9 protein-coding genes are annotated in these 12374 nt (G+C 62.3%); 2 read left to right on the forward strand and 7 right to left on the reverse strand.

Annotated features, from left to right (window positions below; genetic code table 11):
* Positions 1–88: 88 nt before the first annotated feature.
* Positions 89–3397 (forward strand): protein kinase domain-containing protein, encoded by a 3309-nt coding sequence (locus CBI38_RS14410; RefSeq protein WP_109329774.1) that lies wholly within the window; start codon positions 89–91, stop codon positions 3395–3397.
* A gap of 31 nt (positions 3398–3428) precedes the next feature.
* Here CBI38_RS14410 and CBI38_RS14415 read toward each other — a convergent pair whose 3' ends face one another.
* On the reverse strand, positions 3429–4010 hold the full coding sequence (locus CBI38_RS14415; protein WP_109329775.1) for a dihydrofolate reductase family protein: 582 nt from the start codon (positions 4008–4010) through the stop codon (positions 3429–3431).
* Positions 4011–4052: 42 nt separating this feature from the next.
* On the opposite strand from CBI38_RS14415, the gene CBI38_RS14420 reads away from it, so the two are divergent.
* Positions 4053–4325, forward strand: a complete 273-nt coding sequence (locus CBI38_RS14420; protein ID WP_109329777.1) for a hypothetical protein — start codon at positions 4053–4055, stop codon at positions 4323–4325.
* A 30-nt stretch (positions 4326–4355) separates the two neighbouring features.
* On the opposite strand, the gene CBI38_RS14425 is transcribed toward CBI38_RS14420, so the two are convergent.
* The 6 genes from CBI38_RS14425 to CBI38_RS14450 all read right to left on the reverse strand — a co-directional run bounded on the left by CBI38_RS14425 (position 4356) and on the right by CBI38_RS14450 (position 11805).
* Complete coding sequence (locus tag CBI38_RS14425) at positions 4356–5222, reverse strand: SMP-30/gluconolactonase/LRE family protein (protein ID WP_109329779.1); 867 nt, start codon at positions 5220–5222, stop codon at positions 4356–4358.
* A 259-nt stretch (positions 5223–5481) separates the two neighbouring features.
* A complete protein-coding gene (locus CBI38_RS14430; protein WP_109329781.1) occupies positions 5482–7113 on the reverse strand; it encodes a flavin-containing monooxygenase in 1632 nt (543 codons plus the stop codon).
* A gap of 46 nt (positions 7114–7159) precedes the next feature.
* A complete protein-coding gene (locus CBI38_RS14435; RefSeq protein ID WP_109329783.1) occupies positions 7160–8776 on the reverse strand; it encodes an AMP-binding protein in 1617 nt (538 codons plus the stop codon).
* On the reverse strand, positions 8773–9846 hold the full coding sequence (locus tag CBI38_RS14440; RefSeq protein WP_109329785.1) for an acyl-CoA dehydrogenase family protein: 1074 nt from the start codon (positions 9844–9846) through the stop codon (positions 8773–8775). The genes CBI38_RS14435 and CBI38_RS14440 overlap by 4 nt, the downstream gene beginning before the upstream one ends.
* Positions 9846–11012, reverse strand: coding sequence for an acyl-CoA dehydrogenase family protein (locus CBI38_RS14445; protein WP_109335084.1), 1167 nt, complete (start codon positions 11010–11012; stop codon positions 9846–9848). The genes CBI38_RS14440 and CBI38_RS14445 overlap by 1 nt, the downstream gene beginning before the upstream one ends.
* Positions 11013–11031: 19 nt before the next feature.
* On the reverse strand, positions 11032–11805 hold the full coding sequence (locus CBI38_RS14450) for an enoyl-CoA hydratase-related protein (RefSeq protein WP_109329787.1): 774 nt from the start codon (positions 11803–11805) through the stop codon (positions 11032–11034).
* Positions 11806–12374 lie beyond the last annotated feature (569 nt).

Consider the following 12374-nt stretch of genomic DNA (forward strand, 5'->3'; position numbering starts at 1 on the left):
TGGCGTTACCCTGAATTCAGATCATTGAGGAACAAAGAAATGCTGTGTCTTTGGGGTACCGCCGGATCGAGTGAATCGCCAGCTGCGCATGGCAAATGGTGATCCACTCGAGACTCAGCGTGACGTGGCGTCCGCCGTCGTTGCGGAGTTGACCACGGCAGGGTTTACGGAGGTCCACGAAATCGGACGTGGCGGCTTCGGCCTTGTCTACCGTTGTGGGCAACCCTCGCTGGACCGCACTGTCGCGGTGAAGGTCCTCACCGCCAATCTGGACGAAGACAACCGGGCACGGTTCTTTCGAGAGCAGCGGGCGATGGGCCGCCTTACGGGTCACCCGAACATCGCTAACGTGCTCCACATTGGAACCACAACCAGTGGTCGGCCCTACATCGTGATGCAATACCACTCACACGGTTCGTTGGACACCCGAATCCGTCGGCATGGCCGACTCGACTTGGACGAGGCTCTGCGATTCGGAGTGAAGTTGGCCGGCGCGCTCGAGACCGCGCACCGGCTCGGCATCCTCCATCGAGACGTAAAGCCGGGGAATGTCCTGATCACCGATTACGACGAGCCGGCCCTGACCGACTTCGGCATCGCTCATTTTGCTGGGGGATTCGAGACCTCGACGGGCATTCTCACCGGATCCCCGGCTTTCACAGCCCCAGAGGTCCTCGAGGGAGAGGAGCCGCCCAGCGCGGCCTCAGACATCTACAGTCTCGGCGCGACCTTGTTCTCCGCCGTGACCGGGCACGCAGCATTTGAACGTCACAGCGGCGAGCAATTAGTCGCACAGTTCATTCGCATCACTACCCAACCGGTACCAGATCTCCGCGAGCAGGGAATTCCGGATGATGTCAGCGCGGCTATCGAACACGCGATGTCAGAAAATCCTCGGGAGCGTCCCCTCAGCGCGGCGCAGTTCGGTGACGAACTACGCCGGAGTCAGCTCGCTCACGATTTCCCGGTCGAAGAGATGAACCTGCTCGCCGAACGAGGCGCGAAGCGCTCCGAACAAGACCAACCAAGAGCCCGTCGCCGCTCCACCGCCGGCCTCCTCCACAACGCGATCCCGCCGTCAACGTGGGGAGCGGCGGGAGATCTTCCGTCGGACCTCACCAGCTTCGTAGGCCGCCGTCGCGAGCTGGCCGACGCCAAGGCGAAGTTGTCGACCTCCCGTCTGGTCACCTTGACCGGGATCGGAGGGGTCGGCAAAACGCGCCTTGCACTACGCGTTGCGACGGAGGCGCGGCGCGGATTCAGCGGCGGTGTGAGGTTGGTCGAGCTAGGCGAACTGAACGAGCGGTCACTGCTCGTGGATGCGGTCGCTGCGGCCGTCGGAATACATCATCGCTCGGTACGACCGCTTGAACGCGTAATTGCGGAGTTCCTCGCCACACGCAACCTTCTGCTTGTTCTGGACAACTGTGAGCGTTTGGTGGATGCAGTCGCCACGCTCGCCGGGAAACTGCTTCGGACCTGTCCCGAGCTGCGGATTCTGGCCACGAGCCGGGAGGCCCTGGATATCGAAGGGGAAGCGGTGCTGCGCGTACCGCCGCTGACGATCCCCGACGCCGACGATGAGTCGTCCCTGCGCGGGTTTTCCCAGTATGACGCGGTGACGCTGTTTTTAGAACGTGCCGCCGCTGCGGTGTCCGGGTTCGAGTTGACCGAGGAAAACCGGATCACGGTAGCGCATATCTGCCGGGCACTTGATGGTCTACCCCTGCCGATTGAGTTGGCGGCCGCGCGGTTGCGGGCGATGTCCGCCGACCAAATCGCCGAACGACTGAATGACCGGTACAAACTGCTGACCCTGGGACGCCGCGGTGCGCCGAGGCGCCAACAGACGCTGTGGTTGTCGATGGACTGGAGTTACGACCTGTGCAGTTCCTCGGAACGGCAGCTGTGGGCACGCGTGTCGGTATTCGCCGGGAGCTTCGAATTGGACGCGGCGGAGGGCATTTGCGTGGGGGAGGAGGCTCCTGAGGATCTGCTCGACGTGCTCACGGCGTTGGTCGACAAGTCGATCCTGATCAGGGAGGCACCGGGCGGAGTGGTCCGTTTCCGCCTTCTCGAGACGGTACGTGACTACGGCCGACACAAAGCAGAGAAGTCCGGTGATTACGAGGCGTTGCGCTCGCGGCACCGGGATTGGTACGAGAGGTTGGCACTGACAGCGGAGGCGGAGTGGGTCAGTTCGCAGCAGTTGAAATGGATCGCACGGCTCGGGCGCGAGGAGTCGAATCTGCGTGAGGCGATGACGCTGTGCCTATCCGAGGTAGGCGATACCGACCCCGGGGCCGGGCTGCGGATCGCAGCTGCGCTGTATCCCTTCTGGCTTACCCGCGGCAAGCTCACCGAGGGACGATACTGGCTCGACCGAGCCCTCGCCTGCCATCCCCGGCAGCCAACCGCGACACGAGTCAAAGCCCTCTACTACAGCAGCGTGCTGTCCGAACTTCAGGGCGACCTCCCCGCTGCGACTGCGCTGGTCGACGAGGGGCGATCCTTGGCTGAGCAGATCGACGACCCGATGACGCATGCACTCGTCGCACAAGCGGAAGGGCTACTCGCGCTCAACAACAGCGACCTCCAGCGCGCGAGCGGGCTTCTGGAAGAAGCCCGCACCATGTACGCGACACTGAACGACGACCATCGGAAGGTTGCAGTTGAGTATCTACTGGGTATGGCATATGGACTGCGTGGGGACATTCCGCGGGCGATGGCATGTCATGACAGGGTTATCGCGATGACGGAGGATCTGGGCGAGTCGATATATCGCTCGTATTCGTTGTGGTCCATGGGTGTTGGGGTTTGGCAGCAGGGAGATACGAATCGTGCCGCTCGCTTGCTTGAAGACAGCTTGCGGCTCGGCCGACTGGCGGACGACCAGATTACCGTCACCGTGTGTCTGGAATCCCTGGCGTGGCTCTGTGACGAGCGCCATGCACAGCGTGCCGCGGTGCTGATGGGCGCCGCCGAGGAATTGGGGCACACCGTAGGCAGCTCGACGGTGATGTTCCCCCACCTCCTCGTCCACCATGAAGAGAACAAGCGCCGGATTCGCCATACACTCGGTGAGCGCGCCTTTCAAGCCGCCCATCGGGAAGGGCGCGCGCTCGGAACTCACGATGCCATTGTGTATGCCCTGAACGAACAGCCCAGGGACACGACGCGGCCCGCCGGTATCGCGACGAACCTGACCAAACGTGAATGGCAGGTTGCCGACCTGGTAGCAAAGGGTTTGACCAACAGGGCGATCGCAAAGAGTCTCGTCATCTCGGACCGTACCGCACAAGGCCACGTAGAACACATCCTGAGGAAGCTCGGATTCACCTCACGAGCACAGATCGCGGCCTGGTTCGTTGACCAGACCCAAGGCGAACAACTCTGACTCGTGAGCTCCGCGTACCCGCTCGGATCGGTCAACGGCGCACCCGATAGCGCAGGTGAAGCACCCGATTGCCTTGAAGCACCACGTCAGGATCCTCCAAGAGGTGCTGCGCGTGGACCGACCCGAAGAAACGCTTGCCGGACCCGAACACCACGGGTGCGACGTCCATGCGCACCTCGTCGACCAAACCTGCGGCAAGCACCTGGCCACCGGCGTCGCCAGCGGCGACCTCGACGATGCGGTCACCCGCGAGCTCCTGCGCCTTGGCCACGGCTGCGTCGATGCCGTCGACGAAGTGAAACGGCGCCTCGGGGTCCCAGCCCTCGGGCTTCGGCCGGTGCGTCACGACGATCACGTGGTCGATTCCGCCCGGAGGCTTTCCGTCCCAGCCGTCCGTCATGTCGAAGACGTGGCGGCCGACGATTGTCGCCCCGATCTGATCCCAGTACGGCCGGGTGTAGTCGTAGGACGTCTGCGACATCTTGATCTCGCCGCTCTCGTCCAACGGGACGTCACCGCTGGACAACCAATCGAACAGCGGTCCGGGCTGGTCGTCCTCGTCCGCGATGAAGCCGTCCACCGACACCGAGCTGTACATGACCACCTTGCCCATGGGGCTCTCCTCTGCTCTGGGGTGCCCCAAATGTAGCGGGTCGTGAGCGGTCGCTCCTTCGAGCAGGCCGCACGGGTGTTCTCGCGAATCCGGACGGCACGACCGCGATATCGAACTCGGGCGGGCCTTCACCTCCTGCCCACAGCGGCGGGGCTCTGGTACGAGTTCGAATACGGGGCCGCCCTGCGGGTGAACCCGGAGCCGCTCAGGGAACCTCGACACGAGGTCCTCGCGACCGACGCCCGCAAGCAGGAACGCGGTGACGCGGTTTCCCACCACGACGTGCTCGACCAGGTCACGCACCGAAATCTGTGACGGTGTGGGCAGACGCCTGTCTCCTCGCGTTCAGATGGACGCCGGAACTCCGGTGCGCCCGACCTGCGCGACGGCCACATGAGCAGTCGAGCGTCCTTCGTGAAACTCTTCGAGCGTCGTTGTATTGCAGCAGAGGTAGAGGGTGTCGAGGTTCTCTCCGCCGAATGCGCACGCCACTGCCCACGTGTCGGTGACCTCGACCTTATCGGTGATCTGGCCGCCTTCGACGACCCGATAGAAGCCGCTGTCGACACCGAGGGTCAACGCGTTCCCGAACCAGAGGCCGCCGTCACTATCCAGGGCGATGCCATCGGGGTGAAACGACTCGTCGAGCTGCGCCCATACTCGGTGGTTGGTCAGACCGCCATCTTCCGCCATGTCGAACGCGCTGATGCGGTGCGGGAAGGTTTCCGCGACCAGCAGGGTGCCATCGGGGGTACGTGCGCAGCCGTTGGGGAAGATCAGATCTCCAGGTACCTGCGAGACGCTGCCGTCGGCACGGATGTGGACGAGGTTTGTCGGCTTCGGATCCTCTTCACCGAGCGCGAATCCGAAATTGCCGGCATAAGCGTCGCCCGCCGGTGAAACGTACAGGTCGTTGCCGATCCCTCCAGCCAGTGCGCTGAAGTCGGCATACTGCTCGAGCTCGCCGCCGGCGGTGATGCGATACACCGACCGCTCGTTCTGCGAGACGACAAGTGGTGTCCCGTCGGGAAGGAAACCGAGTCCGGACGGTCGTCCGGGCACTTTAATTATCGGCGTTGCGGCGCCGTCCTCAGCGAAGGTGAGCACCTGTTCGCCGAAGAAGTCGCTGGCCCAGAGTTTTCCGTCATGCCAGCGAGGTGCCTCGAGAAACTGATGCCCGGTCGAGAATGCTGTGGGTTGGTAGGTAGCCATCGCGTGAACTCCTAAGTCCGTGCGGGTTGAGGTACTGGGTGATTTTCACTCGGCTGTCAGGAATTGGGTCCCGAGCCAAGGATTCGGCACGATTGTGGTGGATCAGCTCCTTGTGGAGAGGGTGGTCGACGAAAATTCGAAATCCCTCTCGGAAATCGTCGATTTCACTGGTCTAAATGGACGGCTTAAAGGTGAATGTCACAACATGTATGAGCATGTTTACCCTCGGGTTCCGATCGGGGTGGCTGGTCAGGTGAGATCAGACAAGTTCGAACTGCTCCTGATATCCACCGGCAGCAGCCTTCTCGAGGATTTCGAGATATACCGAGAGACCGCCGGGATACATGAGCATTTCGACGGTTTTGCCGGGTACGTTTGCGCCCATGTACCATGACTTGGCCAGGGGGAACAGGGTGGCCGAGGTGAGATCAGCGATATGCGCACCCCAGTATTGTTGGGCTTCCGGCTTGGCCTCGATGCGGGTATAGCCGTTGTTCCGCATGTGCTCGACGATTTGGATCAGATGTTCGCCTTCAAGTTCGGCGCATGTCGGACCATTGCAGAATGCGTTCGGGCTCTGGGGCCCGTAGACGTACAGAAGATTCGGGAAGCCTACTGTCGCCTTGCCCAGTGCTGTCCGGCTGCCGCCGCGGAACACCTCCTCGAAGGTCTCATTGCTGGTGCCGCGAATATCGATGGCAGTCAAACCTCCGGTGACCGAGTCGAAGCCGGTGGCCAGCACGATGACATCGACTTCGTGTCGGGTTCCGTCCGCGGTGACGATGGCGTCACTGGTGACCTCCCGGATCGGATTGGCAGAGGAATCGACAAGCTCGACATCGTCACGGCACAGGCTCTCGAAGTAGTTCTGCTCCAGGGAGACACGCTTGACGCCCCACGGATGGATCGGCTCGGTCGGTGCAAGCAGTTCCACCAGCTCCGGCCTGGTGATACGTTGACGTGTCTTGTCCCGCCAGAACGCGTACAGGATGTCGTTGTCGTCCTTGTCGAACAGGACATTCAGGAAGCCACCCAGCCAGGGCTGTAGTCCACCGTTGGTCCAGAGTTCCTCGAGTATTTCGTTGCGACGTTCCTCGCTCAGATCCTGGAGGTTCTCTTTGAGGAAGTCATAATCGAAACCGGCCCAGGTGTTCTTGCGGTTGGCGAATCGCTCCGGGTAGGTCTTCTTCATCTCGGCATTGTCCGCCTCAGTGAGCGCTCGCTGATTCATCGGAAGCGCGGTGTTGGGAGTGCGCTGGAACACCGTCAGATGATCTGCGACTTTCGAGGCCTCCTGGATTACCTGGATGCCGCTGGCTCCGGTGCCGATGACGGCGACCCGCTTGCCCGCAAGGTCGTAGCCCTCCAGTGGCCAGCGTGCTGTGTGGAAGTAGTCGCCCCCGAACTTCTCGAGGCCAGGGAGCTTGGGGAAGAGGGGCTTGGAGCCGGCACCGAGACACATGATCACGAACCGCGCCTGCGTGGTGAATTCCTCACCGGTGCGCTCGTTGCGGGAGACCAATGTCCACTTATGGGTTTCTTCATCGAACCGGCCTGCCAGGACACGGGTCTCGTAGCGGACGTCTTTGCTCAGGTCGAGCTTCTCGTCGACGTATTCGAAGTAGCGAACCAGCTCGTCACGACCGGGGTACATCTCGCTCCAGTTCCAGTCGCGCCAGAGCTCTTCACGCGAGAACTGGTAGACCGGCGCCCAGGTATCGACGCGTGCACCTGGATAGGAATTCCAATGCCAGACGCCGCCGAGTCCGGTGCCGGCCTCGTAGATCTTGACGTTGTAGCCGAGGGTGCGCAGCCGGTCGAGCTGGTAGACGCCGGAGAAGCCGCCGCCGATGACGAGGACGTCGAGTTCCTCGAGGAGTGTGGTGTTCACGGGAGTTTCCTTTCGGAAGAGGTACGAGGGAGATGGGGGAGTGCGATCAGACAGCGTTGTCGGAGGCCAGAGCGTCTCGGATTCGGTCACGCAGGACGAACTTTTGGATCTTGCCTGTCGCCGTCCGCGGTAGTTGTTCGACGACTTCGAGCCGCTCGGGCAGCTTCTGGGTAGCCACCCGATGTTCGCGCAGGAATGACGTGAGCTCGTCCAGGGCAGGTGGATGCGCCTGGTCGCTCGGTACCACATAGGCGCAGATGCGTTCGACCATGATCGGGTCGGGCATGCCGATCACCGCGATATCGGCAATACCGGGATATTCGAAGAGCAGGTCTTCGATCTCCTTGGCGGAAATGTTCTCCCCGCCCCGGACGATGATGTCCTTACGCCGGCCGGTGATCTGGATGTACCCGTCCTCGTCGATCACCGCCAGATCACCGGTCCGAAACCAGCCATCCGAGGTGAAGGCATCCGCATTGAGTGTCGAATCGACGTATCCGGTGAACAGGTCAGGGCCGCGAACCTGCAGGTCGCCGACCGCGCCCGGAGGGACCGGAGTGTCGTGTTCATCGACAGCCCTCGCTTCTGCGGACCCGATAGGACGCCCGTCGGTGGTGGCGCGCTTGTCCAGCGGATCGCTCGCGTTTCCGCCGGACAGAGTCGGGAATTCGGTCGATCCGTAGATGCGGGTCGCGGTGCAGCCCAGCTGCTCCTCGGCCTGCCGGATCAGTTCGGGAGGTACGTCGGCGCCACCGCAACCAAACACCCGCAGGGTGATGTCGTACTCGGCGCGATGCGGGTGGTGTACCAGCCCGTGCAAGAAGGGTGTGGCACCGACGACGAACGTGCAGCGTCGGCGTTGCAGCAACTCCAGGCCGGCGCCGGGGTCCCAGATATCTTGGAACACGACATGGCTGCCGAGCATGAACGGCAACTGCAGTCCGTACAGAATGCCGGTGATGTGACCGACCGGTGAGGGCATGTACACGATGTCCTCGCCGGTCAGATCGAAGAGTTCGATGATGCTCCGGTTCTCGTAATCCAGGCTTTCGTGGGTGTGCAGAGCACCCTTCGGATCGGAGGTGGTTCCGGATGTGTACAAAAGCAATGCGATATCGGTGCTGGCGTGCGAGACGGGATTGTCGAGTGGAGTGGCGCCCGAGAGGATTTGGTCGAACTCGTTGTCGGAACCGCGAACGGTGATCACATGCTCGAGGTCGGGGAGCGTGGGCGCCAACTCGTCGAACATCCCGCGGTGGTCGAAGGTGCGGAACATGCCGGGCACAAACGCGATACGCGCTCGCGATTGCTTCAGAATGAACTGCACTTCGCGATGTCGATAGATCGGGATGATCGGGGTGGAGACCGCGCCGATCCGCAGCGCACCGTGATGTACGACGATCGCTTCGAGCCAGTTCGGCAACTGCCAGACCACCGAGTCGCCCGGCCGGATCCCACGCTCGAGTAGCACGCCGGCCAACCGGCGGATCATGGCGTCGAGTTCGGCATAACTGACCTGACGATCGCCATCGACCACAGCCAGCCGATCGGGGTGATGGTGTGCATACTCGGCCAAACCAGAATCGATCGTGCTGCGGCTCCACTCGCCGCTGGTGAGGTAGCGGTCGCGGCGCGCGGAATCGGTGTGAGTTGCGGTGATCATCGGTCGACTCCGTCGGTCAGGCGCCGCGAACCGATGAGTGCGTGGAGTTCGTGCTCGTCCCCATACCAGGTCCGCAGGGCGAGGACGCGGCGGTAGTACCAGTGTAGGTCGTATTCGGTGGTGAAGCCGATCCCGCCATGCAACTGCAAGGCGTCCTCGACCACCTGTCGTCCGGCGCCGGCGGCATAGGCCTTGGCCGTCCACGTTGCCATCTCGATGTCGAAATCAACCTCAGCAGAGGAAATATCGGAAACCGTTGCCTCACAGAGCGCCTCCATCGAGATGGCCGCCTGTGCCATCGACGCCGCAATGTGTTTCACGGCTTGGAAGGATCCGACGGGCTTGCCGAATTGCTGGCGCTGCGCGACGTACTCGACAGTTTTCTCGAGCATACGGCGGGCGATACCACTGATTTCGCACGCGGTGAGAAGCCGGAACCATGCCCGGATCTGTCGTAGGAGTGTGGCCGCTTCGGTTCCGGTGGCGAGGATCTCGGCGTCGGTGACAGTTCGCGATGCGATCTCCAGGCGCACGTATTGCGATGTGGGATCGGAACTGGTGATCGGCGTGAGTGCCAGCGCCGGGTCACTGCCCGGTAGGAGCAGCAGCGCCGGTCCGTCCGGGCCGTCGACTGCCAGTACCAGCGAGTCGGCCTCGGCGCCGAAGCGTACGAGTTCGATCGTTCCCTGGATCTGCCCCGATTCCATGTGCACGGAACCGATCGAGGATGCCCAGTCGAGGGTGACGGCAGGGTCGGCGAAGGCGACGAGCGAACCGTCGGGAATGTCGAGGTACGCCGGCAGGATCAGTTGCTCGACCAGGGGGCCGGGTATGAGCCGATCACCGACCAAGACGATTAGACCGGCGACCGCGGTCAGGTCGATTCCTAGACCACCGCGGTTTTCGGGGCGGGTCAGCTCGGACCAGCCGAGGTCGTCGAGTTCGGCCATCAGCTCCGGGTCCCAGCCGCCGCTGAGCAGGGCATGGTGGTAGTCGGATGTGACACGGCGGTCAAAGAATTCGCGGATCGGGGTGACGAGGTCCACGTCAGCTGCGGTGAGACTCATCATCAGCTCCTGGGTAGGCCGAGCAGTCGCTCGGCAACAATGTTGCGTTGGATCTGTGATGTACCGCCGTAGATCGATGCGGCACGCGAGAAGTAGTGATCGTGAATCAACTGCGCGGCGTTCAGCCCGAGAGGTTGTGATTCGGCGTCGAGGCGGAACGGTCCGAGGAGATCGGCGAGGGCGCGGCCGACCACCTGCTCTGCGTCGTTGAGGACGAGCTTGTCGATCGAGTCGAGCGGATGTGGTCCCTCTTCGTCGATCAGGCGTTGCACAGTTCGGCGGATCTGAGCGTCCAACACCCGCAGCGCCACGTGTGACTCTCCGATGGCGGTGCTGATCCGACTATTGGTCGCCGATTCCGGGGAGGTGCCTCGTAGTCCGTCGATCGTCTTCTCGACACCCCAGCCGATCTCCACCTGTCGGCGCATTGCATAGTTGCCACGTTCCTGAGACAGGGTGTCGAGGGCAATTCGCCAGCCGTCGTTTTCCTTGCCGACCAGGTTGCCGACCGGGACTTCGACGTTGTCGAAGAAGACCTCACAGAATTCGGCATCGCCTGTCATCTGGACGAGTGGACGGACGGTGATTCCGGGGGAACTCATGTCGGCGATGAGGTAGGAGATGCCGGCGTGCTTGGGTTCGGCGTCGGGGTCGGTGCGGCACAGCAATGCGCACCAACTGGCCTGATTGCCCCAACTGGTCCAGACCTTCTGTCCGTTGACGACGTACTTGTCCCCGTCGCGAAGAGCGCGGGTCCGCAGTGATGCGAGGTCGGAGCCGGCAGAGGGTTCGGAGAACCCCTGACACCAGATGTCTTCGCCCGCGAGCAGAGGTGGCAGGAGACGGGTGCGCTGTTCGGGCGAACCGTACCGGTGGATCGAGGGGCCGACCACATCGAGGCCGATCAATCCGATCGGGGCGGGTGCATGAGCGCGCGCCAGCTCCTCGGAGAAGACTTGCTGGTGCCGCGCGGTGAGGCCACGTCCGCCGGCTTCACGTGACCATCCCAGCCCCATCCATCCGGCATCGAATAGTGTGCGCTGCCATCGACGAAGGACGTTGAACCGTTCCTCCAGCTCCAACGGCACGGTGGGGATCTCCGTTTCGGCAAGCCACCTCCGAGCCTCGCGCCGCAGTTCGGCGAACTCGGTGATCTGCTCGACCGGCACAGGTGAAACAGCATTCATCTCATGCTCCCGTGTAGGCCGGTGCGCGATGCTCGAAGAACGCTGCTACGGCCTCTTTGGCGTCTGAGTAAGCGGACAACTCGCCGGAAAGACCCTGCTCGAACTCGTATCCGCCCTTGAGGTCCTGGTATTCGATCGCATTGAGGCTGCGCTTGGCGAACCGCAACGTGACCGGCGAGTGCCGGACCATCTTGGCCGCCACGTCGTAGGCTACGTCGAGTAGCTGATCGGGCTCGACGACTTTCAAGACGCCGCCCTGCTGCGCGAGTTCCTCGGCAGACAGCGGTTCGCCGGTGAGGTGCAGATAGCGGACCAACTGCTGTGGTACCAGGCGTGAGGCATGTTTGGCGCCGCCCATCACACCGACGTTGACCTCGGGAAGCGTGAAGGTGGCGCCCTTGGCTGCCACGACCAGATCACACGACGCTGCCAGGGCCAATCCGGTGCCCACGGCCACTCCGTGGACAGCTGCGATCACCGGCAACGCGCAATCGTAGATCGACCAGAACGCTTCACGGACCGCAAGCATGCGCTCAGCGGCGTTTTCCGGCGTCATCGTCTGGAATTCGGTGAGATCGTTGCCGCCGCAGAAGTGCTTGCCGGCGCCGGTCAAGACGATCGCCCGAGCCTCGGGGAGGTACTCCTCCGTGTGGGTGAAGAACCACTTGATCTCTGCGTACATCTCGCGGGTGACCGCGTTGACCGGCGGGCGGGTAAGCCAGACCGTGCCTACCTTCTGATCGGTCTTCCATTGCAAAAATTGCAGATCCTTCATCAAAGTTCCTTTGTTCGAACGGGCGTAAGCAGAAGCTGTGACCGGCCGGGTGGGGATGGTCGCCTCCATGAGGCGACATGTCCTTGATCCCTAGTGGTTGGCTTCGCAACCTGATGTGCTTCTACTCACATTAGTAGGCCCCCTCTCCGTAGATATGTCAATAGCTCGTATCTGAAGATGTGGAACTGATCGGGGCCAGGAAGTTCAGAGGATGCATCATTGAACTTTCGTTCATCGCAAGCGGATGACCTGGTTGAGCCCGTAAAAGCGAAGCAGGGAGGGCTGACTCCCCGCGAGTGAACGAGGCAGCGCGAGGTGCGCCTAGCTGCGTGTTAAGCCGACAATGTCATGCGGACGTATCTTCTGTTGAATCGAGCAGGTAGTATCAAATCAAGGAAGTTTGTCCATGGCTCTTATCGTAAAATGTGCGTACTGTACGAACTGCGGCCGTAATGGAGACCTCACCTACGCTCGGGCGCAGTGCGCCTGCGCCGCCCCGCATGGGAAGGAGGCATTGTGTCCGATCGGCTCTCGAACGGCGGCAGTGCGGGATACTGCGGTGGACCGTC

Source organism: Rhodococcus oxybenzonivorans (assembly GCF_003130705.1).
Classification (GTDB): domain Bacteria; phylum Actinomycetota; class Actinomycetes; order Mycobacteriales; family Mycobacteriaceae; genus Rhodococcus_F; species Rhodococcus_F oxybenzonivorans.